The organism is Roseburia hominis (assembly GCA_040702975.1).
Classification (GTDB): Bacteria; Bacillota; Clostridia; order Lachnospirales; family Lachnospiraceae; genus Allocoprococcus; species Allocoprococcus hominis_A.
Window position 1 is genome coordinate 1,612,914 of sequence record CP159990.1, and the last position, 25,418, is coordinate 1,638,331.

Annotated in this window: 19 protein-coding genes and 1 pseudogene; 16 read left to right on the plus strand and 4 right to left on the minus strand. The window is 46.3% G+C overall.

The window, feature by feature from the left end:
* The first annotated feature begins 144 nt into the window (after nt 1–144).
* From ppdK to ABXS75_07610, 3 genes are all read left to right on the plus strand, one after another.
* Nucleotides 145–2,772 carry a pyruvate, phosphate dikinase gene (gene ppdK, locus ABXS75_07600; protein ID XCP86648.1) on the plus strand — a complete coding sequence of 876 codons (2,628 nt, stop codon included), beginning with the start codon at nt 145–147 and terminating at the stop codon, nt 2,770–2,772.
* A gap of 253 nt (nt 2,773–3,025) precedes the next feature.
* Entirely contained in the window at nt 3,026–4,153 is a 1,128-nt protein-coding gene (locus ABXS75_07605; GenBank protein XCP86649.1) for an ATP-binding protein, read from the plus strand.
* The gene (locus tag ABXS75_07610) at nt 4,137–4,922 is read left to right on the plus strand and encodes a hypothetical protein (GenBank protein ID XCP86650.1); all 786 of its coding nucleotides are present in this window, start codon (nt 4,137–4,139) and stop codon (nt 4,920–4,922) included. Before ABXS75_07605 ends, ABXS75_07610 begins: the two co-directional genes overlap by 17 nt.
* Before the next feature lie 365 nt (nt 4,923–5,287).
* On the opposite strand, the gene ABXS75_07615 is transcribed toward ABXS75_07610, so the two are convergent.
* Nucleotides 5,288–5,830, minus strand: coding sequence for a hypothetical protein (locus ABXS75_07615; protein XCP86651.1), 543 nt, complete (start codon nt 5,828–5,830; stop codon nt 5,288–5,290).
* Nucleotides 5,823–6,680 (minus strand): GNAT family N-acetyltransferase, encoded by an 858-nt coding sequence (locus ABXS75_07620; protein ID XCP86652.1) that lies wholly within the window; start codon nt 6,678–6,680, stop codon nt 5,823–5,825. The genes ABXS75_07615 and ABXS75_07620 overlap by 8 nt, the downstream gene beginning before the upstream one ends.
* Nucleotides 6,681–6,952: 272 nt before the next feature.
* On the opposite strand from ABXS75_07620, the gene ABXS75_07625 reads away from it, so the two are divergent.
* Complete coding sequence (locus tag ABXS75_07625) at nt 6,953–7,093, plus strand: metallophosphoesterase (protein ID XCP86653.1); 141 nt, start codon at nt 6,953–6,955, stop codon at nt 7,091–7,093.
* Nucleotides 7,094–7,754: 661 nt separating this feature from the next.
* Here ABXS75_07625 and ABXS75_07630 read toward each other — a convergent pair.
* A complete protein-coding gene (locus ABXS75_07630; GenBank protein ID XCP86654.1) occupies nt 7,755–10,019 on the minus strand; it encodes a glycogen/starch/alpha-glucan phosphorylase in 2,265 nt (754 codons plus the stop codon).
* 335 nt (nt 10,020–10,354) lie between these two features.
* On the opposite strand from ABXS75_07630, the gene ABXS75_07635 reads away from it, so the two are divergent.
* Nucleotides 10,355–11,245, plus strand: a complete 891-nt coding sequence (locus ABXS75_07635; protein XCP86655.1) for an AraC family transcriptional regulator — start codon at nt 10,355–10,357, stop codon at nt 11,243–11,245.
* Here ABXS75_07635 and ABXS75_07640 read toward each other — a convergent pair.
* Nucleotides 11,193–12,206 (minus strand): LacI family DNA-binding transcriptional regulator, encoded by a 1,014-nt coding sequence (locus tag ABXS75_07640; GenBank protein XCP86656.1) that lies wholly within the window; start codon nt 12,204–12,206, stop codon nt 11,193–11,195. The two genes, ABXS75_07635 and ABXS75_07640, sit on opposite strands and share 53 nt — an antisense overlap.
* A 498-nt stretch (nt 12,207–12,704) precedes the next feature.
* Here ABXS75_07640 and ABXS75_07645 point away from each other — a divergent pair, with 498 nt between their 5' ends.
* The 11 genes and pseudogenes from ABXS75_07645 to ABXS75_07695 all read left to right on the plus strand — a co-directional run bounded on the left by ABXS75_07645 (nt 12,705) and on the right by ABXS75_07695 (nt 25,329).
* Nucleotides 12,705–13,943 (plus strand): extracellular solute-binding protein, encoded by a 1,239-nt coding sequence (locus tag ABXS75_07645; protein ID XCP86657.1) that lies wholly within the window; start codon nt 12,705–12,707, stop codon nt 13,941–13,943.
* Nucleotides 13,944–13,969: 26 nt separating this feature from the next.
* Complete coding sequence (locus ABXS75_07650) at nt 13,970–15,349, plus strand: sugar ABC transporter permease (GenBank protein XCP86658.1); 1,380 nt, start codon at nt 13,970–13,972, stop codon at nt 15,347–15,349.
* A 2-nt stretch (nt 15,350–15,351) separates the two neighbouring features.
* A complete protein-coding gene (locus ABXS75_07655; GenBank protein ID XCP86659.1) occupies nt 15,352–16,224 on the plus strand; it encodes a sugar ABC transporter permease in 873 nt (290 codons plus the stop codon).
* A 188-nt stretch (nt 16,225–16,412) separates the two neighbouring features.
* The gene (gene pulA, locus ABXS75_07660) at nt 16,413–18,380 is read left to right on the plus strand and encodes a type I pullulanase (protein XCP86660.1); all 1,968 of its coding nucleotides are present in this window, start codon (nt 16,413–16,415) and stop codon (nt 18,378–18,380) included.
* 16 nt (nt 18,381–18,396) lie between these two features.
* Nucleotides 18,397–19,914 (plus strand): 4-alpha-glucanotransferase, encoded by a 1,518-nt coding sequence (gene malQ / locus ABXS75_07665; protein ID XCP86661.1) that lies wholly within the window; start codon nt 18,397–18,399, stop codon nt 19,912–19,914.
* Entirely contained in the window at nt 19,911–21,857 is a 1,947-nt protein-coding gene (locus tag ABXS75_07670; protein XCP86662.1) for an amylo-alpha-1,6-glucosidase, read from the plus strand. Before malQ ends, ABXS75_07670 begins: the two co-directional genes overlap by 4 nt.
* A complete protein-coding gene (locus ABXS75_07675; GenBank protein XCP86663.1) occupies nt 21,847–22,620 on the plus strand; it encodes an HAD family hydrolase in 774 nt (257 codons plus the stop codon). The genes ABXS75_07670 and ABXS75_07675 overlap by 11 nt, the downstream gene beginning before the upstream one ends.
* 43 nt (nt 22,621–22,663) lie before the next feature.
* Nucleotides 22,664–23,605 carry a hypothetical protein gene (locus ABXS75_07680; protein ID XCP86664.1) on the plus strand — a complete coding sequence of 314 codons (942 nt, stop codon included), beginning with the start codon at nt 22,664–22,666 and terminating at the stop codon, nt 23,603–23,605.
* 163 nt (nt 23,606–23,768) lie between these two features.
* On the plus strand, nt 23,769–24,143 hold the full coding sequence (locus tag ABXS75_07685; protein ID XCP86665.1) for a helix-turn-helix transcriptional regulator: 375 nt from the start codon (nt 23,769–23,771) through the stop codon (nt 24,141–24,143).
* 142 nt (nt 24,144–24,285) lie between these two features.
* Nucleotides 24,286–24,997: pseudogene (gene azlC, locus ABXS75_07690) on the plus strand (azaleucine resistance protein AzlC).
* Entirely contained in the window at nt 24,997–25,329 is a 333-nt protein-coding gene (locus ABXS75_07695; protein XCP87107.1) for a branched-chain amino acid transporter permease, read from the plus strand. The pseudogene azlC and the gene ABXS75_07695 overlap by 1 nt, the downstream one beginning before the upstream one ends.
* Nucleotides 25,330–25,418: the final 89 nt, after the last annotated feature.

Here is a 25,418-nt window from a genome sequence, read left to right on the forward strand (position 1 = left end):
CAATGAAAGTGCGGTGTTGACCGTGTGATAAGAGGGTTATAAGATGCGGGGAGTGACGACTTTATTCAGAAAATATTCATAAAGTCGTACTTTTCATGTTTTATATACATCTATCTCAAACAAATACGAGGAGGAAAAGTAGAAATGGCAACAAAATGGGTTTACATGTTTACAGAAGGTAACGCTACCATGAGAAACCTTCTTGGCGGTAAAGGTGCCAACCTTGCTGAAATGACCAATCTCGGAATCCCGGTTCCACAGGGATTTACCATCACAACAGAGGCTTGTACTCAGTATTATGAGGATGGAAGACAGATCAACGATGAGATCATGGGACAGATTATGGAGGCCATCACTAAGATGGAAGCAGTTACCGGTATGAAATTCGGTGACAAAGAGAATCCTCTTCTGGTTTCGGTTCGTTCCGGAGCGAGAGCTTCTATGCCGGGTATGATGGATACCATCCTGAACCTGGGGCTGAACGAAGAGGTAGTGGAAGTACTTGCTAACAAATCAGGCAATCCGCGTTGGGCTTGGGACTGCTACAGAAGATTTATCCAGATGTATTCTGACGTAGTTATGGAAGTAGGTAAAAAATACTTCGAAGAGCTGATTGACAAGATGAAAGCAGAGAAGGGTGTTACTCAGGACGTAGATCTTACTGCTGAGGACCTGAAGTGCCTGGCTAATCAGTTCAAAGCTGAATATAAAGAAAAAATCGGCGCTGACTTCCCGTCTGATCCGAAGGAACAGTTAATGGGAGCTATCAAAGCCGTATTCCGTTCCTGGGACAACCCGCGTGCTAACGTATATCGTCGTGACAACGATATCCCGTATTCATGGGGAACCGCTGTTAACGTACAGATGATGGCATTCGGTAACATGGGCGAGACCTCTGGTACAGGTGTTGCATTTACCCGTGATCCGGCTACCGGTGAGAAGAAGCTGATGGGCGAATTCCTTATGAACGCTCAGGGCGAAGACGTTGTTGCCGGTGTTCGTACACCGCAGAAGATCGAGCAGCTGAAAGAAGTTATGCCGGAAGTTTACGAGCAGTTCGTAGGAATCTGCAATACTCTGGAAGATCACTACAGAGATATGCAGGATATGGAGTTCACGATTCAGGATAGGAAGCTTTACATGCTTCAGACACGTAACGGTAAGAGAACCGCTCAGGCAGCTCTTAAGATTGCTTGTGACCTGGTAGATGAAGGCATGATCACAGAAGAAAAAGCAGTTGCTATGATCGATCCGAGAAACTTGGATACCCTGCTTCACCCGCAGTTTGACCAGGCAGCTCTTAAGGCAGCTACTCCGGTCGGAAGAGGTCTTGGAGCATCTCCGGGAGCAGCTTGCGGTAAGATCGTATTTACAGCAGAAGATGCTAAAGAATGGGCAGCTAAGGGCGAGAAGGTAGTTCTTGTTCGTCTTGAGACCTCTCCGGAAGATATCGAAGGTATGAAAGCTGCACAGGGAATCCTGACAGTACGTGGTGGTATGACCTCTCACGCAGCAGTAGTTGCTCGTGGTATGGGCGAGTGCTGTGTATCCGGATGTGGCGATATCGCTATGGACGAGGAGAACAAGAGATTCACACTTGCCGGAAAAGAATACCATGAAGGAGATCCGATCTCTATCGATGGTACAACAGGTAACATTTACGATGGAATCATTCCGACAGTAGACGCTACGATTGCAGGTGAGTTCGGAAGAATTATGGAATGGGCTGATAAGTACAGAACTATGAAGGTTCGTACCAATGCAGATACACCGGCTGACGCTAAGAAGGCTGTTGAACTTGGCGCGGAAGGTATCGGACTTTGCCGTACAGAGCATATGTTCTTCGGTGAAGGAAGAATTGACGCTTTCCGTGAGATGATCTGCTCTACAACTGTAGAGGAAAGAGAAGCAGCTCTTGAGAAGGTACTTCCGTATCAGCAGAACGACTTTGAAGGATTATTCGAGGCTCTGGAAGGCAATCCGGTAACGATTCGTTTCCTTGATCCGCCGCTTCATGAGTTCGTTCCGACTGAGAAAGAGGATATCGAGAAACTGGCTGAGGCACAGGGCAAGAGTGTAGAAGAGATTGAAGCAGTTATCGAGTCTTTGGTTGAGTTCAACCCGATGATGGGACACCGTGGATGCCGTCTTGCAGTTACCTATCCGGAAATTGCAAAGATGCAGACAACTGCTGTTATCCGTGCAGCTATCAAAGTTCAGAAAGCTCATCCGGAATGGACAATCAAACCGGAGATCATGATTCCGCTGGTTGGCGAGATCAAAGAGTTAAAATATGTTAAGAAGTTCGTAGTAGAGACCGCTGACGCTGAGATCGCAGCAGCAGGAATCGACCTTAAGTACGAAGTTGGTACTATGATCGAGATCCCGAGAGCAGCTCTTACTGCAGATCAGATCGCTACAGAAGCTGACTTCTTCTGCTTCGGTACGAACGACCTGACACAGATGGCATTTGGATTCTCTCGTGACGACGCTGGTAAGTTCCTGAACGCTTACTACGATGCTAAGATCTTCGAGAACGATCCGTTCGCTAAGCTGGATCAGACTGGTGTTGGTAAATTAATGGAGATGGCTATCACTCTTGGTAAGCCGGTTAATCCGAACCTTCACATCGGTATCTGTGGCGAGCATGGTGGAGACCCGAGCTCTGTTGAGTTCTGCAACAAGATTGGTCTTGACTATGTATCCTGCTCACCGTTCCGTGTACCGATCGCAAGACTGGCAGCGGCACAGGCAGCTATCGCTCAGAAATAATTTAATTTATATATTATGCACGGATTTTGCCCCGTCTATTTAATAGGCGGGGCATTTTTGCATATGTGTGAATAAAGATAGGATTTTGTCATTTAGGCACTAAAGTACAAAAACAGTATATATATTATATAGATGAATATTTTCTTTTGAGAAGGGTATACTTATAAGCATGATACTAAGTGTAAAAAAATTACACTTAGTATTGAAGGCGACGAAAATATATTGTATTATATATTTGAAGGAGGAATGAACAGTGCTTACAAAAATGTATTTGACAAATTTTTTATCGTTTTGCGAAAGGACTGAATTTGATTTTACATCATCTAAATATACAATTTTATCTAATACTAATGTATCAGATAATGGAATTTTAAAAGGTGCATTGGTGATTGGAGCTAATGCATCCGGGAAATCTAATGTACTTCGTGGTCTGCAATTTATCATTAATTTAATAAAGGGAGATGGAGTGCCGGTTAGTACTTACAGATGCTATTTTGCGGAGACACCTGTTACCAGTGCGGAATATGAATTTGTTTTTAGTGGAAAAAGAGTTTCCTATACAATTGGCTTTAATATTAAAACAAAAAATCTTTCAGAAAGACTCCTGGTAGATGAAAAAGAAGTTTTGGTTCGAGAGGGACACACGGGGAAATTAAATATAGGTGATGTTTCTGTAAGTGATAAAGTAGATAATGACACGTTGTTTTTGCGCACTGCATCATTTAACACAGGAAGATTTCCGCAAGAACCTATTCTTCGTGAATTGATGGATTATTTATTTAATTCCTACTATATCGATGGTTATAATCAATCAGCGCTATTAGGAAAAAGTATTAATAAATATGCGGAAGACAATGGTGTCGAGAAACTAAATAACTATTTAAAAGAATTCAAATATGATTTTTTTGTGGAATACGGTGAAAAAAGTAGCGGAGAAGGGCTTAATATTCGAATGGGTTCCGGACAAAAAAGTATATTTTTTAAAAGAAATAGTTTTCCAATGCCAAGTACTTTTTACGCAGAGTCACAAGGAAATCAGGTTTTTGCAGACATGCTTCCTCAAATCATCAATGTTATTGAACGTCCGGGGATGTTAGTGATAGATGAATTTGGAAATAGCTTGCATAATAGATTGGCTGAGAAGATTGTTAGATTTTTCATGGAAAAATCTAAACATTCTCAATTGTATATTACATCTCATGATACTAATTTGATTTCCAATTCTGTATTTCGACCAGATCAGATTAATTTGGTTACGTTTGATAAGGGAAGTAAAGTAAAGCGAATTTCAGTATATAAGCCAAGAGAAGCTCAGAATCTTGAAAAAATGTATCTGGGAGGCATGTTTGAGGGGTTGCCGTTGTATGACGAAGAAGTATAAAGTGGATAAAACAAAAATAATAGGAAATGTAATCTTCGTTGTTGAAGGAGGGAGACCGGAAACTGGTGGTACGGAATTAAGATTGTTGAAAAGCATTTTTTCAGATGTTTTAGGATATGAAGTACAAGAACTGCGACGTGGTACAGATGAATTTATTGGATATGGTAACAACAAGAGTTCTAGAGTGTTTGCTCTTAATTTGCCCAAAAATCAATTAACTCAATTGACAGAAGATGCAATGGATCAGTTATTTCGTCGATTGAAAACTGAGTTTTCCATTAAACCTGAAGATTGTCCTATCTTTTTATTATATGATCGTGATTATAAAAGCTATAAGCATAACGAACTCAGAGGTAAATATGTTCGCAGGTATACAGATCCTTATTCAAATGAAGAAGGTTATCAGGGGCAGCTTTTGTTGAGTTATCCAGCAGTTGAAAGCTACATATTGTCATGTACTCAAGAGAATGTATTTCAACAAAGATACTTTTTGGGGATAGATGCAAAAGTGCAGCTTAATCAGTGTGGATTCTCAGAAGAAGAAATATCAGAAGATGAACATATTATTCATGCGACAGTTGAAATGGATAAGGGATTGGCAAATTTTATGCTTGACGATTATGACCTGGATAATCTTGGAACGACGTTGTTGGGCGTGTATGAAGAGCAACAGAATATTGTAAATGAACATCAGCAATTTTCTGCCTTGTCGCTTATTTCTATGGCATTGCTCGAATTAGGTGTAATTGTTGAATGCGAAGATATATAATTTAAGGTACATTAACGATACGCTATGAGCCGAATGAAAAGGCAGTGAAATCCCGCACGCCGAATTCAACAGCCCTGGGATTATAAACTCATTCCCTTTGTCAGTTACGATTACCGGCAAGAGTGGTAAACGTAATAGAAGGACAAGAAAGTGTCCTTAGGAGCAATCATTAAAAGAGGAACTGCCGCTTTTGAACGATTGCTTGGATATGAATTTTATTTTGTTCTTCTGCCAGAGTGATTTAAACAGCTACATGATAACTATATGGAGAAATACTATAATGTGGTTATAAACAATTATCGCTCAGAAATAATTTATATGTCATGCACTGATTTTGCCCCGTCTATTTAATAGGCGGGGCATTTTTAAAAATATTTTTCTTTACTCTGATAAAGAAAAATCAAAGCTACGATCAAGGTAATCAGTTCCGCTATCGGCACCGCAAGCCACACGCCTGTCACTCCGAAAAACTTCGGCAGAGTGAGTAGAAGCAGTGTGATCAACCCAAAGGTCCGCAGGAAGGATAAGATTGCTGACAGCCTTCCATTCGACAACGCTGTAAATGTAGCGGAGGTGAAAATGTTCAATCCGCAGAACAGAAAGCTAAACGGGAAAATCAAAAACCCATTTCTTGCAATTTCATAGACAGGTGCCCCCTTCTCTGAAAAAATGCAGACTAAAGGCGAGCCAAAAACAAATGCGATGCCAAAGACAGAGATAGAAATAAGGATAAGGAATCGCATACTAATACAAAAGACATTTTTAAGTTGCATTGTATCGATGATTGTATATAAGCCCATGAAGACCATTGTTAAAATCGTTGGAAATGCAAATTTCAGGAGAGATTTTAAGTCAAAATCCTGTGCTAAAGGATTTGCGCCAAGTGGACTTTTTCTAGTGTCACTCATGCCCTTTATCCTCCGCCATTTCCCTTTGCAGTACAAAACGCTGTGTCGGATAGCCGAACTCCACCAACAATTCTGCCTCGGCAAAACCAAGCCTCTTTAATGCTTCACGATAGCCGGGGTCTGCCTTGTCGCCCTCCCTGAAGGTTGTGGCGCTTATCTGTGCAGAACCTGTAAGCTCATGCAATACCTTTTTGCAAAATGCTTTTGCAATGCCTCTTTTTTGGTACTGAGGGTGTATTCCAAAGAAATCGATGTTTCCTGTCATTTCGTTAAATGCCATGATTCCGATTGCAGTGTCAGAATCTTTCAAGATCAATGCCCGTTTGTTTTTGATGTATTGCCGCAGCTGCCCAAGGTATTGTGTCTCGTCTAAATGTGGAAAACCGTCAATTACGAGATGAACCAGCTCCATCCACTTCGGAATATCCTCGTTTGTTGCAAAGAGATTTTTTTCCTGCCAGTTGTCTTCTTCCCAATTAGTTGGATTCTCGTTCAAAACATATCTTAACTGCAATGGATAAAAAACTTTTTCCGCCCTATATTGACTGGGCGATTTTTTATACATGGTTTTGAAAATATCGGAGAAGGCCTGCTGGCTTTCATATCCGGCAATCAAGGCTATCTCGAGAATTGGTTTGTCGGAAAGGACAAGCAGCTTTGCAGCTTCTGTTAACTTGCGGCGCTTCACATAGTCGTGGAGGGTCAGACCTACTGTGTCTGAAAAGATACGATGCAGGTGGTATTTTGAATAATGTACTGCTTTTGCAACCGTTTCTAAGTCAAGCTCTTCTTGTAAGTGGTTTTCTATATATTGGATTGCAGCTATTACATTTTTGATGTTTTTGGACATTACGGCACCCTCCTTTCTCTCTAAATTTGTCCGCTAAGCTAAAATTACCTCTAAAAGATTGACAGAGGATAGTTTGCGCTTTTTGCTTACCCGGAAGTTAATGTTTTACAGTAAGTATAATACAAAATCTCATAATATTTTTCATATATCTTGCGGTTGTTGCAACAACTTTTAATGGGGATGTTTATGAAAAGATTTTAGGTGAAATGCAGTGAAGATATGGTATAATTAGGGTGCCCGCCGGACGGTGGGCATCCGGAAAGGATGATTGCATGATTTACATAACGGGAGACACCCATGGGCAGTTCGGGCGCATTGAAGCATTCTGTGAGCGGTTCGGGACAAGCCGTGAGGATATATTGATTATTTTGGGAGACGCAGGGATTAACTTTAGCGGATCTGTTTTCACTTAATGCAAAAGATATTATAGTGGACTTTTTAGAAAAGCAAAATTTACAATTGAGCCAAAAAGAGTGGGATGAATTATTTCCGGATATCAGTATGGAAATTGAAGAAATCATTATAAACTATTTTAAGTACTTCAATTTTGCATTAAAAGTACTTGATAAAAAGTATTCATGAATAATAGAGTAAGCAATTAACAAATAGTATATGGAAGGTGTTGATAAGGAAATCCGTCTTACCATAAAAGTAAAAAATTTTTGTCCCATACTTGACATAAGCTGATGGCAATGGAAGAACGGGGAGGATGCTTCTTTTTCGGGAGTGTTTAAGGCACCGCATCAGTCCGGTTATAATTGAAGATTCCAGGAGACCATTGTATCTTGAAGGTTTAAAGGCTTATAGAGAAAATGGGAGCACAGCTATATTGGAAAAATTATTTATTGCGGAGCAGGAAGTGTATTACCGAAAGGCAAGCTATTTTATGTAGCGGGGAATTATTTTATTGATGAATTGGTGCTTGGAAAAGTTCGATTTGGAATAATCAGTATTTAATAGGAGGGGGCTATTGCACTAAAACTTAGTGTAACAGCCCCCTTCATTGATGCCGCATCAGATCCTGCCCGTATTTTTTAGGAGTTGCAGAAATTTTTATTAAGGCTATAGCTTAACTTATCCCAAATGCCAAATCTCCTCATTATATTCTTCGATTGTTCTGTCGGAAGAGAAGAATCCGGCTTTCGCAATATTAATGAGCGCTTTCTTCGTCCACCCCTTCTGATCGCAGGCATAGTCTGCAACGGCCTGTTGCTTTCTCACTACATAGGCGTTGAAGTCAGGAAGTGTCTGGAACCAATCTTTGTAAATTAATTCGTTTCTAAGTCGGGAGAGGGATTCCATGTTTCCGGCTTCTGACATTTCCTCGGAACAGAGGAAATCGATGGCGCGGGTCAGGTTCGGGTCGCTGTGGTACCATTCGGCCGGGCAGTAATCGCCTCTTGCGTAGCGATCGATGACCTGTTTGCTGCTCTGCCCGAAAATGTAAATGTTTTCGCCTCCCACGCGTTCGGCAATCTCCACGTTAGCGCCGTCCATGGTCCCCAGCGTCAGTGCACCGTTCAGCATAAACTTCATGTTTCCGGTACCGGACGCTTCCTTGGAGGCGAGGCTGATCTGCTCCGATAAGTCGCAGGCCGGAATCATCTTTTCTGCGGCGGTCACATTGTAATTCTCTACAAATACAATCTGCATGAGTTTGGACGCGGCCGGATCTGCGGCGATCACTTTGGAGAGCGTGATCAGTGCGTGAATAATATCTTTTGCAATGGTATAAGCCGGGGCAGCTTTGGCGCCGAAGATGCTGAGCATCGGGGCGGCGGGCAGGTGGCCTGCCTTGATTTCCAGATACTGGTGAATCAGGTACAGGAGATTAAGCTGTTGGCGTTTGTATTCGTGCAGCCGCTTGGACTGGATCGAGAATATGGCGTCCGGATTTACGGTGACACCTTGTTTTCGGAAAAGCCAGTCGGAAAGGGCTTTCTTATTTTCCTTCTTGATGTCGGCAAGCGCCTTTAGCACTTTTTCGTCTTCGATGAAGGCCAGGAGCTTTTCGAGTTCGTCGGCATCTTTTTTGAAACCACTTCCGATCAGGGATTCAATCTTAGCACTGAGCCTGGGGTTGCAGGAAAGAAGCCAGCGGCGGAAAGTGATGCCATTCGTCTTATTGTTGAATTTCTCCGGATACAGGCGGTAGAAATTTGCCAGCTCACTTTCCTTTAAAATCTGGGTGTGCAGGGCGGCAACTCCGTTGGTGGAGTGTGTGAAATGAATGTCCATATTTGCCATATGCACACGGCCGTCCTTGTCGATAATGGCGGTGCTTTCGTCCTCGGTGCGGGTGCGGGCCAATCCGTCCAGCTTTTCAATGATCGGCATAAGCTGCGGAACCACACGCTCAAGAAAGCTGCGCGGCCATTTTTCCAGGGCTTCTGCGAGAATGGTGTGGTTGGTGTAGGCACAGGTGTCTGTTACGATTTGCACGGCTTCCTCGAATTCGATGCCCTTTTCCCCAAGAAGCCGGATCAGCTCCGGAATGACCATGCTGGGGTGGGTGTCGTTGATCTGGATTGCAGCGTACTTAGCAAGATCGTGGTAATTTGAGCCGCGCTTTGCGCATTCGTCTAAAATGAGCTGAGCGCCTGCGGAGACCATCAGGTACTGCTGGAAGATGCGCAGAATACGCCCGTCGTCATCAGAGTCGTCCGGATACAGGAACAGGGTAAGATTCTCGGCAATCTTTGTTTTATCGAACTGAATTCCCTCGGAGATGATTTCCTCCTTAATGGTGTCAAGGTCGAAGAGGTTCAGGGTGTTGGTGCGACCCTCATAACCGGTGACCAAAAGCCGGTACAGACGCGCCGGATAGGTCTTACCGGCAAGGGTCACCGGGTAAACGGTTTCGGTGGGGGTTGCCCAGTTCATCTTAGTGAGCCAGAAATCCGGCGTTTCGCTCTGGAGTCCGCTTTTCAAATTCTGATGGAAGAGGCCGCAGTGATAGCGCAGGCCGATTCCGTCGCCGGGGAGATTTAAGGAAGCAAGGCTGTCGAGGAAGCAGGCTGCAAGGCGTCCCAGGCCGCCGTTTCCAAGGCTTGGCTCCGGTTCTATCTCTTCGATGTCGGAAAGAGATTTTCCGGCATTTTCAAGGATCAGGCGGACATCTTCGTAGATTCCAAGGTTCAAAAGGTTGCCTGAAAGCAGTTTCCCGATCAGAAATTCTGCGGAAATATAATAGAGCTTTCGGCCGGTCACCGGCCTCACCTTCTGCTCGCTCATTTCCTGAGTTAAATGAAGAAGAGCCAGGTAAATTTCTTCGTTTGAAGCCGTTTCCAAAGATTTGCCGCAAAGCGCGGTGAGTTTTGCGTTTAGTGCTTGATTCATAATAAGGATCTCCTTTCGGGACTGTGTGTGTTAGTTATCGGGTATACCTGAAATAAGGTCAAGTGGACCTTCGTCTTGGTTTGATATCCAGAGAGGCCACGGCGGGCATCTCAAAGACTATAATGTATTATTATCACAAAAAAATGGCATTATCTTGCGTTATTATTGCAAAATATGGTACGATTCTATCATGAAAGGGAGAAGTGGCCCGGTTGGTGAGGGTAATTTGTAAATTGATAATAACGAAAGAGCCGGACCAAAATGTATTATAATACTTCCTTTTGTGATGTGGAAAATCTATATATTGCAGGTGACAAGGAAAGGAGCGCGCCGTCATGGAAGAGGGATATGTCGGGAAAATGAAATTTCAGGAAGAATTTCACGAAAATAAGAAGCACGGGAGTCTGCTGTTCCCGTTTAACATCTACCCGTGTACGATACCGGGGGATTTTCCTTCGGTTCCGCTGCACTGGCATAAAGACCTGGAACTGATTTATGTGAAAAAGGGGAAGGGGTATGTGCAGATGGACAGGGAGGTGTTTTTCGCTGCGTCCGGTGATATCTTTGTCTGTCCGCCCGGGTGTCTCCATGCGATTAGGGGAGACGAAGGGGCTTCTATGGAATATGAGAATATCATATGCGAGGTGGAATTCCTTGGCGGAGGCGCTGCGGACGTGTGCGCACGTGAGTATCTGGTGCCGCTGGAGGCAGGGCAGCTGCTTTTACCGATGCACCTTGAGGAAAAACAAGAAGAATATGCGAAGGTACAGGAATGCCTGAGCTATCTGGAGCATTTGTGCAAGGAGCGGCCGAAGGGCTATGAACTGGGAGTAAAATCAGTGATGCTTGCGCTCTTATTTCTGTTCCTTAAGGTCAATCCGGGGAGCCCAAGGAAGGATTCGCTGGATACTGTGCGGCTAAAAGAAACACTTCAATTTATTGAGACACATTATAAGAAACAAATCAGTGTGGCTGAAATCGCGGAGTATTGCGGCTTAAGTAACAGCCATTTTATGAGATGGTTCAAGGAAATGACAGGCAGCAGCTTTGTGAGTTATGTGAATGAGAGAAGGCTTGCGGCAGCGGCCAGTCTCCTGAGGCAGACGGAGGATAAGATTCTGTCCATTGCCGGGGAGACGGGATTTAGCAATCTGTCTCATTTTAACAGGCAGTTCAGAGCTCGCTACAAAGTGACGCCGAAGCAGTACAGACAGATTCGCGTTTGACTAGTTCAGCCCGCAAAAGGAGTGTACTGATCGCGGTATGGTCAAGCAGGCTGCGGAGCGCATAGTATCCGCAGCGGCCGAGCGCACTGCGGTCCTGGCGAATCGTGGTGAGCGGGGGCATCGTATAGGCGCTGAAGGGTGCGTCGTCGAAGCCGATGACACTGACGTCTTCCGGAACCTGGTATCCCAATTCGGTCAGGTGCTGCATGACTGCGCTTGCAAAGGAATCATGGCTGCACAAAATAGCAGTGACCTTTTCCTCCAGTAGGCAGGGAAGGAATTGCTGTATGCATTCCGAAACATGGTAGGAAAATCCGGTAATCTCATCGGAGGTGGCAAGCTCATGGTTCTTCATTGCCTGGAGATAGGCGTTATAGCGGGCCTGGGTGATGCGGGATTCCAGAGCGCCGCCCAGGTAACCGATACGGGTATGGCCTAATTCTTTCAGATAGGAGACGGCCATGTCGAGTCCTTCTTCGTTGTTGACCCCGATGTAAGAAACTGCCGGATTCTCCTGAATATAATTGTCATAAAGGACTGCCGGAGTTCTTGCAGTCTTTAAATCTTCCATCCAGGGATCGGAAAGTGAAAAACCAAGAATAAAAGCGCCCTGGTACTTGTGCTCCAGCATGAACGTATCGTAGGATTGCTGCTTCTGGGAGTCAGGAGTGATGTCGACCGTCTCAACGGTCCAGCCGTCCGGAACGGCCAGTTTCTTAAATCCCAGCACAATCTCATATCCAAAACTCATAGGATTTCGGTAATCCATATTTTCCACAATAATACATAATTTGTTAGGGCTGTCTTTGCGGACGCGGTTTTTTTTGTATCCGATCTCGACTGCCGTCTCTAAAACTTTTTTTCGAAGAGTTTCGCTTACATCATCAGCGTTGTTCAAAGCCTTGGACACCGTTCCCTTTGAGATTCCGAGTTTGACTGCAATATCATTAATAGTGGGCATAATGGACCTCCCTCATTATTTGCGAATATTATATGTGACTAGTTTTCGGCGTTTTGCGGGTTCTAAAGTCGTATGTTGGCACGTAAATGTCATACATGACCTTGTTACCCTGATATCATGTAGTTGAATTGGTTCCATTATACAAAGTCTGAACGAAAATTGCAAGATTCCATTCGAAAACAGCTCTGCGGAAATCTGATTTGTTCTATTTTTATACAATTTTTGATATTGATTTTCGCGTAAATCTTACTGAATTGCTGTTTTTACAACGTCCCTCCTTGCGCAGAAGTATGAAAAACAGTATGATTTAGTAATGTTTCGTAATTGGGTATAAAGAAAAGAACGAGCATATAGACAAAACCACAATAAATACGAGCGAAAATATGAAAAAAATATGAATAAATCATAAAATATTAGTTGACAACAGGAAAAAAACTGGTTAATATTGAAATCAAGGAAACTAAGCGAAACTTTTTAAAAGGAGGAGAAGGAAAGGCAATGAGAAAATGTGTTTCAATTCTTATGACTGTTGTATTAGGACTGGCCCTGCTGGCCGGGTGTGGGAAGTCCAAGCAGTCAGTACCAAAAGAGGGAGAAGTAGAGAGTATCCGTCTTATGGTATGGGCGCCGTCGGAGGACCAGTCCAAGGATAGCGGTGAATGGCTGCAGAAATGCTGCGAGGCATTTGCAGAGCAGCACCCGGAATACGACATTGATTTTGTGTATGGCGTGGCGGATGAGGCGACCGCTGCAACGCAGGTGGCACAGGACGCTGAGGCCAGCGCAGATGTGTTCATGTATGCAAACGACAACCTGACGGTTCTGACCGATGCCAAGGCGGCAGCGAAGTTCGGCGGCATCTATGAGGAGGCGGTTGTCAGCACCAATTCGGAGACTGTAGTGAATTCCCTTAGAGCAGACGGGTATCTCTACGGCGTACCGTTTACCACGAACACCTGGTATATGTTCTATGACAAGAGTGTATTTTCAGAGGAAGATGTGAAGAATCTGGATACGATGCTGGAAAAAGGCGTGGTGTCCTTCCCGTTCACCAACTCCTGGTATCTCCCTTCATTCTATGTGGGCAATGGCTGTACCTTGTTTGAAGACGGAACCGTGGAAGAGGCCGGCGTGGATTTCTCCGGCGAGAAGGCGAAGGAAGTAACGGATTACCTGATCGATCTGATGGATCACCCGAATTTCGTGGTTGATGCGGACGGCTCCGGTATGGCAGGACTTCGTGACGGAAGCATTAATGCCATGTTCACCGGTTCCTGGGACGCAGGCAGTATCAAGGAAATCCTCGGAGATAATATGGGCGTAGCTGCGCTTCCGACCTATACGCTGAACGGGGAAGAGAAGCAGATGATGGCCTATGCAGGTTCCAAAGCGATTGGCGTAAATGCCACCTCAGACCACATGGTTGCTTCCATTCAGCTGGCCGTTTACCTTGGCTCTGCCGAGGCGCAGAAGCTCCATTATGAGCTGAGAAGTGTGGTTCCCTGTAATGAAGAATTACTTCAGGAGGAGGAAATTGCCACAGATATGCTGGTAAATGCGCAGAACGATACGTTTAACCGTACTTCCATTTTACAGCCGTTCGTGAGCAAGATGGCAAACTGCTGGACGCCGGTCGAGAACATGGGGAAAGGTATTCGTAACAAGACCGTTACCCACGAGAACGCCAAGGAACAGACAGAAGCAATGAACGATGCAATGAACAGCGATGGAATCTAGGAAAGGGATAGATGAGGTAAAGAGTTATGGGAATATTTAAAAAGAAAGTAAATGATTTTCCGACTCCTTATACGGTGAAGGCCGCAGTCGCCGACGGGGGGGTTGATACCAGACTCTCTTTGTTGGTCATGGGACTGGGAAATATCATGCATAAACAGGTTGCAAAGGGAATCATGTTCCTTGCAGTGGAAATTATGTACATCGTATTTATGGTAACGAACGGATTTCATTGCCTGGCCATGCTGCCGTCGCTTGGAAGTGTTGAGCAGCAGGAGGTATGGGATGAGACGCTGCAGATCTACGAATATACGCAGGGGGATAATTCGGTACTGATCCTTCTGTATGGCGTGGCGACCGTGATGCTGACCCTGCTTATGGTATGGATCTGGTGTGGCACCGTAAAAAGCGGATACAAGGCAAAATGTCTGGAAAAAGAGGGCAAGCATGTCAATACTTTTATGGAAGATGTGAAAACGCTGGGACATGAGAATGTGCACCGCCTGTTGATGACTCCGTCGCTGACCTTCATTTTCGGACTTACGGTATTGCCGCTGATCTTCATGATCTGTATGGCGTTTACCAACTACAGCAAGATCGGCAACCACCTGGTACTGTTTGACTGGGTCGGACTTGACAATTTTAAGGCGCTGTTCGATTCTTCCAGTATCCTGGGAAGTACTTTCTGGTCCGTACTGGTCTGGACGCTTGTGTGGGCGTTCTTCGCGACCTTTACGAACTACATATTCGGTATGATCCTGGCTATCGTGATCAACCGTGACGGGACAAAGGCAAAAGGCTTCTGGCGTTTCTGCTTCGTGCTTTCCTGTGCGGTACCGTCCTTTGTATCCCTTCTGATCATGCGGACGATGCTGCAGCCAAATGGAGCGGTGAACGTACTCCTTAGAAACATGGGCTGGATCGCAGCCGACAGCGCACTACCGTTCTTTACGGATCCTCTGTGGGCGAAGGTGACAGTCATCGTGATCAATATCTGGGTAGGCGTACCGTATACGCTTCTGCAGTTGACGGGCGTACTCCAGAATATTCCGACAGAGCTTTACGAGGCGGCCCGGGTGGACGGCGCGAATGCGCTTCAGATTTTCTCAAAGATCACGCTGCCGTATATGCTGTTCGTGACGACGCCGTACCTGATCGCTACCTTTACCGGAAATGTAAATAACTTTAACATTATTTACCTGCTTTCCGGAGGAGACCCGGTCGTGGATCTGTCATCGACGGCAGGAAGCACGGACCTTTTGGTTACCTGGCTCTACAAGCTGACCATCGACAAGCAGTATTACAATATCGGTGCGGTCATCGGTATTTTGACCTTTATTATCCTTGCGGTCGGCGCGCTTGTTACCTATCGCAACAGTAAATCTTACAAAGACGAGGAGGGATTCTAGAAATGGCAGTAAAAAAGGAAAGATCCGCAAAACGTGTGCGGATCGTGAATAACACTATTGTACATATTTCGCTGGCAATCCTGGCTGTCATCTGGGTGTTCCCGATTGCCTGGGTCGTGCTGACCAGCTTCAGGGCAGAGAAGGGGTCCTATGTGTCCACCTTCCTTCCTCAGAGCTATACACTTGATAACTACGCAAGACTGTTTACGGACACGACGATCCTGAACTTCCCGAAAATGTTTGCAAACACGCTCTTTATTGCGATTTGCTCCTGCCTGTTATCGACCTTTTACGTGCTGGCTGTCTCTTATTGCCTTTCCAGACTGCGCTTTAAGATGAGAAAGCCGTACATGAATATGGCCATGGTTCTGGGACTGTTCCCGGGCTTTATGTCCATGGTAGCCGTATACTTTATCCTGAAAGCGCTCGGGCTTTCCGAGGGAGGGCTGATCCGGCTGGCACTGGTTCTCTGTTATTCCGGCGGCGCGGGACTTGGATTCCAGATCGCCAAGGGATTCTTTGATACGATCCCGCTGGCCATTGACGAGGCAGCCCTGATCGACGGCTGCACCCGCTGGCAGATCTTCTATAAGATCACGCTGCCGCTCAGCAAGCCGGTGATTGTGTATACGGTCCTGACCGCCTTCATCGGACCGTGGGTGGATTTCATCTTTGCGAAGGTAATCTGCCGTGCAAATGCGGATTACTATACGGTGGCGATCGGTCTTTGGAGAATGCTGGAAAAAGAATACATAGATAGCTGGTATACCTGCTTTGCCGCGGGGGCCGTGTTGATCTCTATACCGATTGCTGCATTGTTCCTGTTTATGCAGAGGTATTATGTAAACGGAATGGCTGGTGCGGTAAAAGGTTAGCAGACGGCTGTTCTATCCTCTGGATTTTAAGGAGGTATATAGGGTACTGTGGCGTTTGGGTCGCAGTACCCTATTTGGTTTGTCAGGCATACTTAAGGAAAAATCCTGTGGACCTTATTTGGGGTAGCACATCAGCATTGTGCCGGGATATATTTTAGAAAAGCAGATATGGGAATGGAGTTGTTAAAATGCAGGTGTACGAATACAAAAAATATTATGATAGCACTGAGTTTAAGGAAAACTATTTGTATCAGGGAACGGATCTGGGAGTGAGCTGCAAAGCGGGAAGAACCTGCTTTAAACTCTGGAGTCCGCTGGCGGATCGCGTATATCTGAATTTTTATGAGGACGGAGAAGGCGGGCGCCCTAAAACTCTGGCCATGAAGCCGGAGGAAAAAGGCGTGTGGTCGTACCTGGAGGAACGTAATCTTCACGGGACCTACTATGATTTTACGATTGAGGCGGACGGGAAACGTGTAAGAAGTGCGGACCCTTATGCAAAAGCCTGCAGCTGCAACGGCAGGAGAAGCATGGTAGTCGATCTTAAACGGACTGGCCCAGCGGGCTGGGAGGAGGATAAGGCTCCGAAAAAAACGCCGGAGCAGATCATCTATGAATTGCACGTCAAGGATTTTTCCTACGATCCTGCGAGCGGGGTTCCGGAGGCGTACAGAGGAAAGTATAAAGCATTTACCGTGGAAGGGACCACGCTGGAACATGACGGCGTCCACCCGACCTGTCTGGATTACTTAAAAGAGCTTGGCGTGACGCACGTACAGCTCATGCCGGTGTTTGATTTTGGTTCGGTCGATGAGGCCGGGGACGCGCGGGAATATAACTGGGGTTATGATCCGCTTAATTATAATGTGCCGGAAGGCTCCTACTCGACCGACCCGTTCTCGGGGGAGGTGCGGATCCGGGAATTAAAGGAGCTGGTCATGGCGCTTCACAAAAACGGGATACGGGTGATCATGGACGTGGTCTACAATCACACCTATTCGGTGGATTCCTGGTTTTCCAGAACGGCGCCGCACTATTTTTACCGCCAGTATGAGGACGGGACCTACTCCGATGGCTCGGCCTGCGGCAATGACCTGGCGAGCGAGAGGGAGATGTGCAGTAAATATATTCTGGAGTCGGTCCTTTACTGGGCAGAGGAGTACCATATGGACGGATTTCGGTTTGATCTGATGGGGCTTTTGAATGTGGATCTGATGAATGAGATTCAGTGCAGGCTTAACGAACGGTTCGGCAAGGGCGAGGTCATCATATACGGGGAACCGTGGAGGGCGTCGGATACGCCGATGAGGGAGGGCGCCATTCCCTGCCTGAAGGAGCATATCGGAGAGCTGCACCCGGATATCGGGGTGTTCTGTGACAACACGCGGGATGCCATCAAGGGCCATGTGTTCTATGAGGAGGTTCCGGGATTTGTAAATGGCGGGAAAGAGCTGGAGAAGGACATTTTGCATTCCGTGCGCGCGTGGACCGATGAAAATGAGGAGTTCCGCGCCAGGTCGCCGCGGCAGATCGTGTCCTATGTCTCCGCGCATGACAACCTGACTTTGTGGGATAAGCTGATGGTGACGATGCGGCCGGGAGAGTCCTTCCTTCGGCGCGACCAGGAGGTCCTGCGGGCAAATAAAATGGCGGCGGCCGTATATTTTACCTGCCAGGGCAGACTTTTCTTCCTTTCCGGGGAGGAAGGGGCCAGAACGAAAATGGGGGACAGCAACAGCTTTACCTCCTCGCCGGAGGTGAATCAGCTGGATTGGAAGCGGATCTATGAGTATGAGGAGCTGCTGACCTATTACCGGGGACTGATCGCGTTTCGGAAGCAGATGCCCGGGCTTATGGATAAGTCGTCCCGGGCGGGCGAGCGGATTTTTGAGAGAAGGATTCCGGCAAAGGGGTGTCTTCAGTTCTGTGTGGACAACAGAGAATGTGAGAAATGGAAGGTGCTCACCGTCTGCTATAACAGTACGGACAAGGCACAGGATTTTCAGCTTCCGCCGGGAGAGTGGGAGCTTTTGGTAGATGAGAGCAGCAGCTATATCTGGCAGACGGCAAAGAGGGAGGAGAAGGCAAGGCTTTCGTCCATGTCTGTCCGTGTGTTCGGTATGCGTGAGGCCAAAGAGAAGAAAAGGAGCGCGTAGAAGGGAGAAATCGGGTATGAAAAGAGCGAGCGGCATATTGTTGCCGGTTTTTAGTATATGGTCCCGCTATGGAATCGGGGCATTTTCCAAAGAAGCATATGAATTCGTAGACTGGCTTCATGAGGCGGGGCAGTCCTATTGGCAGATATTGCCCCTTGGGCCTACAAGCTACGGGGATTCGCCGTATCAGTCGTTTTCCACGTTTGCCGGGAACCCGTATTTTATCGATCTGGAGCAGCTGATCGAGGAAGGCGTGCTGACGGAGGAAGAGTGCGAGGCGTGCGACTTTGGAGGGAAGGCGAGTTCAGGCGTAGAAAAAATTGACTATGAAAAACTTTATAATGAGCGTTTTAAGTTGCTTTATAAGGCGTATGAGCGAAGCGAGATCTACAAAAATGAGAAATTCCACAAGTTCCGGCAGGAAAATGCGGATTGGCTGGAGAACTATGCCTTGTTTATGGCGGTAAAGAACCGGTTCGGCGGAGCGGCATGGAACGAGTGGGCCGAGGATATCCGCCTCAGATGGGGCTTTGCGCTGGATTACTACAGAGAGACCTGCTATTTTGAAATCGAATTTTATCAGTATTTGCAGTTCAAGTTTTTTGAGCAGTGGACCAGATTAAAGGCCTACGCCAATGAGAAGGGAATCCGCATTGTGGGGGATATCCCGATCTATGTGGCGTTTGACAGCGCAGACGCATGGGCAGACCCGCAGCTATTCCAGTTTGACGAAGAGAATCTTCCGTCAGCGGTCGCCGGGTGTCCGCCCGATGCATTTTCCGAGACCGGGCAGTTGTGGGGGAATCCACTTTACCGCTGGGAGTATCACAGGCAGACAGGGTATGAATGGTGGACCAGGCGAATGGCACACTGCTATAAGCTCTACGATGTGGTCCGGATCGATCATTTCCGCGGGTTTGATGAGTATTATTCCATTCCCTTCGGCGCCGAAACTGCGATGGAAGGGCACTGGGAGAAGGGGCCGGGCATGGATTTGTTCTGGACATTGGAGAGAAATCTCGGCAGGCGTGAAGTGATCGCAGAAGACTTGGGACTTATGACCTGGTCGGTGGAGAAGCTGGTGGCGGACAGCGGATACCCGAACATGAAGGTATTGGAATTCGCATTTGAACCGGAGAAGGAGACGGGATACCTGCCGCATGACTATGACAAGAATTGTGTGGTCTATACGGGAACGCATGATAATGATACGATCGTGTCCTGGTATCAGGATCTGGAGGAGGAGCAGTTAGAATTGCTGCACGCGTATATGGATAACGCGGGCACTCCTGCGGACAGGATTCATTGGGATATGGTTCGTCTGGCGATGATGAGTACGGCAAATTTGTGTATGATTCCGATTCAGGATTATCTGGGGCTGGGAAAGGAAGCGAGGATCAATCAGCCGTCTACGCTGGGCTGTAACTGGAAATGGAGGCTTGGGCGGGAAAGCCTGACGCCGGAGCTGCTTAAGAGGATCAGAGATCTGACGAAGATCAGCTTCCGGCTGCCGCCTAAGGAGGAGCGATTATGAAATTCATCTATGGGAAGCAGGATTTTACGACGCTAGCGCGGGGGCAGGAGAACTGCTATCTGCTGACCAATGGTCTGGGCGGCTTTTCTTCGGCGACGATCATCGGGTCTAATTCCAGGAATGACCATGCATTTTTGATGGGGTGCACCGAAGCGCCGAACCACCGGTATAATCTGATCCACCGTCTGGAGGAATGCCTTGAGAGGGATGACGCCTGCATCTGCCTTTCCAGCCAGGAATATGCAGATAGCGGGCAAAATGAAAGAGGCTACCGAAACTTAAGCAGTTTTACGTTTGAGGATTATCCACAGTGGACCTATGATGTGGACGGGGTGACGATCGTAAAAGAGATGGCGATGAAACAGGGGGCTAACCTTGTGGCCGTGCGGTATGAAATCGAGAACCGGACGCAAAATGATGTGACGTTTTGCGTGACGCCGCATCTGCAATTTGTCCCGAAGGGGACACAAATGGCCCGGGAAAAACGGTTCGAGATGACCCCGGATTCGATTTCTTCCGATGGAATTCAGGTGTATTTTAAGACGAATGGTAAGCTGCGGCAGATTCCGCCAAGAGTGATCGAGAATCTTTACTACGCCTACGATGCGTGTGATGGAAGGCCGGCGTATGGAAGGACTTACGTGAATCATCGGATAGAAAAACGAGTGAGGGCAGGAAAGGCCGGAAAACTGGAAATTATATATAGCATGGAAGGGATTGAAACGAATGCAGCTTCGGTTCTTAAGGAGGCAAAAGCGTACCGCGAGGGGCTTGCCGACGCGTCACATCTGCGGCACGAGATGGCAAGAATGCTGGCGAAGAGTGCGAACCAGTTTGTGGCCCGCCGGGATTCTACCGGAGGGAAGACGATGCTGGCGGGTTATCCGTTCTTTGAGGACTGGGGAAGGGATACCATGATCGCGATTGCGGGCTGCTGTATCACCACCGGACAGACTAAGACGGCGAAAAGTATTCTTCGGACCTTTGCCGCATATTGTAAAAATGGGCTGATGCCGAATCTGTTTCCGGAAGGCGGGAATGCGCCGCAGTACAATACGGCCGATGCGGCGCTTTTGTTCATCAATGCCGTGTACCTTTATTTTGAGAAAACCAAAGACCTGTCCTTCGTGGGAGAAATGTGGGGCGTCATGCGGGAGATTATTTCCTATTATAAGGAAGGAACTCTGTACGGAATCCATATGGACGAGGACGGGTTGATACTGGCGGGAGGGAATCTGGATCAGGTGACCTGGATGGACGTGCGGGTCGGTCAGATCCTGCCGACACCGCGGCACGGGAAGCCGGTGGAAATCAATGCCTATTGGTACAATGCTCTCTGCATCATGGAGCAGTTTGGACCGCTCCTGGGGGAGCGGACGGAGTATAAAGTTCTGGCCGCGCAGGTAAAAGAGAGTTTTCGGGAGAAATTCTGGAATCCTGCCGCAAGATGCCTGAAAGATGTGATTTCCGGGACAGCGGCAGACGAACAGATCCGCTGTAACCAGATTTGGGCCGTGTCCATGCCTTTTTCTGCTTTGGACGAGGAGCAGGCAAGGCAGGTGGTGGATACGGTATTTGAAAAGCTCTACACACCCTGCGGGCTTCGGACCCTGGAAAAAAGTGATCCGCAGTTCTGCAAGGCTTACAAAGGAGAGCAGATAAAGCGGGACCTGGCGTACCATCAGGGAACCGTGTGGGTATTTCCCCTGGGAGCGTACTATCTGGCCTATCTGAAAACACATGGATATTCCAGGGAAGCGCGGGAAGAAGTAGAGCGCCGGCTTGAAAGCATGGAATGTGCTCTGCGGGAAGGCTGCGTGGGGCAGCTACCGGAGATTTATGACGGGGAAGTGCCCGGGTTTTCGCGCGGGTGTTTTGCACAGGCGTGGAGTGTAGGGGAAATCCTGCGGGTATATGAGGCGATGGAACGGTATGAGGTATAAAAATGTGGTATTTGATCTGTATGGAACCCTGGTGGATATTCATACAGATGAAAAAAGCAAGGAATTATGGAAAAAAATGGCGCGGCTTTACCGCGAATACGGGGCAGCGTATCAGCCCCGGGCGATGCAGAAGGAGTTTGAAGAACGGATCCGTGAAAAACAGCGGTGTGCAGATGAGATTCAGATTGAGGAAGTATTTGCGGAGTTATTTTTCCGGAAACAGGTGCAGATAGAGGGGGAGGAGCTTCTTGATATCTGTAAAAAGTTCCGGGAATATTCGACGGAGTATATCCGGCTGTATCCGGGAGTACATGGGCTGCTTGCGGGGCTTCGGGGACAGGGCAGAAAAATCTATCTGCTCTCCAATGCACAAAGAGTGTTTACGGCTCATGAACTGAGCGGGCTGGATATCGGGAAATATTTTGACGGTATTTTGCTTTCTTCTGATTATGGGGTGAAGAAACCGAACCTCCGATTTTTCGAGGCGTTGTTTGTGGAGTACGGCTTAGAGCCGGAAGAGTGCCTGATGATCGGAAATGATGAGACGTGCGATATCGGAGGAGGAAACAGAGCCAGTATGGGGACACTTTACCTGCATACGAATCTGTCGCCGGAGTATCGGGGAAGGCAGGCTGCGGACCGCGCGGTGATGAGCGGATTTTCGAGTTGCCAGGCATACCTAAGTGACCGTCCGGTGGACGGTCATCTCGGTATAGAAATATTGCTTGCGGTGATTGAGGAGATGGAGAGGGAAATGGTGTGAGGCCGGAAAAATTTGCTGATGATTTTTGAAGATGCCATCATTTATGATTGTAGGTATGGTAATTTTATCTGGCTGTACGAAGTCGCAGGTACCGAAAGAGAAGGAGGAAGGGAAACAACCAGAAAAGCAGAAAGAGAATCCGCCGTATTATTTCTCATTTACTGTTACAAAAGAAGAAGGAGATAAGCTTAATACTTACACTTATATTTCTGATTTTGAGACGAAGAAGATAGAGGAAAATTCGGAAATTCCTTACACATCTCAATATCCTTTGACTGTATACTTAGATTCAACGGATGAGGTATATTACACCCACCGGGAAGATGGAGCAGGCGATGATGAGACTTATCGAAAGAGGTGCGGAAGTTTGGAAGGGGAGCGCTTGACAGATTCTTTATTTGCCGTTAATTATATTTTACCATTTGCAGACAGAGTGTATCTTGTAGCTGTTGAAAATGGAACAAGGGCGATGGGACTGTTTAAGTTTGAAAATGGAAAAATATGTCGGATACTGAAGGATGAGGATGCATTTGTATGGCAGGTGAATTATAATCCTGATTTGGAGAAAATTGTCTTCAATACATATTCCCAGTCGGAATTTGATGAGAAGATGGCAAATAATATGGGAGAAGAATCTTTTGGTGTGAATACGATTTATGAGATGGATTTAGCAACGGAAAGCATACGAAAAGTTGCAGATGTTGAGGAAGGATATATGACAGCGATTGCATTAGATTCTTCTGGTGATATTTATTATCAAATAGGAGATTGGTACAAACTGAAAGATGAAAAATCCCAGAAGTCGTCTATATTTGAGGGATTGCAGATGGATAAACTGATTTCTATGCAAAATAGTAAAGTATATTATATTTCATATGAATCAGAAATTATAGGTTATGACTTGGAAACAGGGGAGAAAGAATTGTTTTATACCCTGAAAGAGAAAAATGCGGCAATAAATAATGCGGTGTTATTGAGAAGGTAAAGTATATGATATAGAATCTTAATAGTTTAATTGCAAATAAGGCATTCCATTACTGCTTGTGGTGGAATGTCTTATATCGTTAAGGGCACGTAAAAAATTTTACATTCCCTTTTATAGAAATATGAGGTAATATATTTACATCAAATGTGGAGAAAGGAGAGAGATGAATTACTATAATATAGAAATATTATTTGACGAACGAAAGCGGGTAGGAGCGAATCTATTTGAAATTATCAAGGAAAAGGGATATACAAAGATTTCTTTTTCAAAGGCAGCAGGTATTAGCCGTCCGACACTTAACCACTTGTTTGAAGGCGAAATCAACAGTGTGACCACATTTGAGAAGCATATAGAAAAAGTGCGGGCGGTTTTGGGGATTGGAGAGCAGGAGCTGATGGTAGAAAGGTGCGGCGAACAGCCGATACTTACGGCAGCGTTTTCATGCAATGAGCTGGAGAAGTGTATACCTAATAGAAATGAGAGAGAAATGTTTGAAATCCTAAAGGGGTTACTTAATCTTTGTGATTTTTATTATTAAGAAGAGGGAAAACAAAATATGAACAGCGGAATTGATTGAAGAGAAAATCAATGTTATGATTGAGAATATGAGTATAACTGGTGTATGGTCTTATTAGCTGCAAGCAAATGGGAGCATGTACCAGATGTTTGTGAGGTTTATGATGCAAAAGAAATCAAATGTTTTAAAAAAGGCGTTCCTTGCGGCGTTTCCGCATACAATCCCGATTTTTGCGGGATTTTGGTTCCTGGGACTGACGTATGGGATCTATATGAATGTCTCGGGTTTCAGTTTTTTGTATCCGATGGTAATGAGCCTTATTATTTTTGCGGGTTCCATAGAATTTGTGGCGGTAGGCGCTGCTCGGGACATTTAATCCACTGCAGGCACTAGTGATGACACTGATGATCAATGCGAGACATTTGTTTTATGGAATTTCCATGCTGGACCGATACAGGGGGACGGGGTGGAAAAAGTTCTATCTTATATTTGGTATGTGTGACGAGAGCTTTTCAATCAATTATACGGCTGAGGTTCCGGAAGATGTGGACAGGGGCTGGTTCATGTTCTTCGTCACACTTTTGAATCATTTATATTGGTTTACGGGAGCAACCCTGGGAGGCATCTTTGGGTCGCTGATTCATTTTAATACGAAAGGGCTGGACTTTGTGATGACGGCTATGTTCGTAGTGATTTTTATGGAACAGTGGCTGAAAGAAAAACGTCATACCAGTGCCATGCTTGGAGTGGGTCTGTCTTACGCCTGTCTTCTTGTCTTTGGCGCGGAGAATTTCATGATTCCGGCGATGCTTGCGATTCTTGGCGTTTTGACTTTGCTGAGAGGACGAATGGAGAAAGGAGGGCAGCAGCTATGATGACGATATCGCAGCAGATGATTACAATCGGGGTAATTGTACTCGGCACGGCCCTTACCCGTTTCCTGCCTTTTTTGCTTTTTCCGGCGGGAAAGCCAACCCCGGAGTACATAAAATATTTGGGAAGAGTACTGCCGTCGGCAGTATTTGGACTTTTGGTGGTGTACTGTCTGAAGAATGTGCATGTTTTGTCGGGCAGTCACGGGATACCGGAACTGATTTCCATCGTAGTTGTGGTGGGATTACATATGTGGAAAAGACAGATGCTTCTTTCGATTGCCGGGGGAACAATCTGCTATATGCTGCTGGTACAGACGATTTTTATTTCATAGGAAGGCGCGTCATATGAAATAAAAACTCTGCAGTGGAACAGAAGTAATCGGGTGAGGGACAAAGAAATTTAGAAATGGGGAAAGAAACA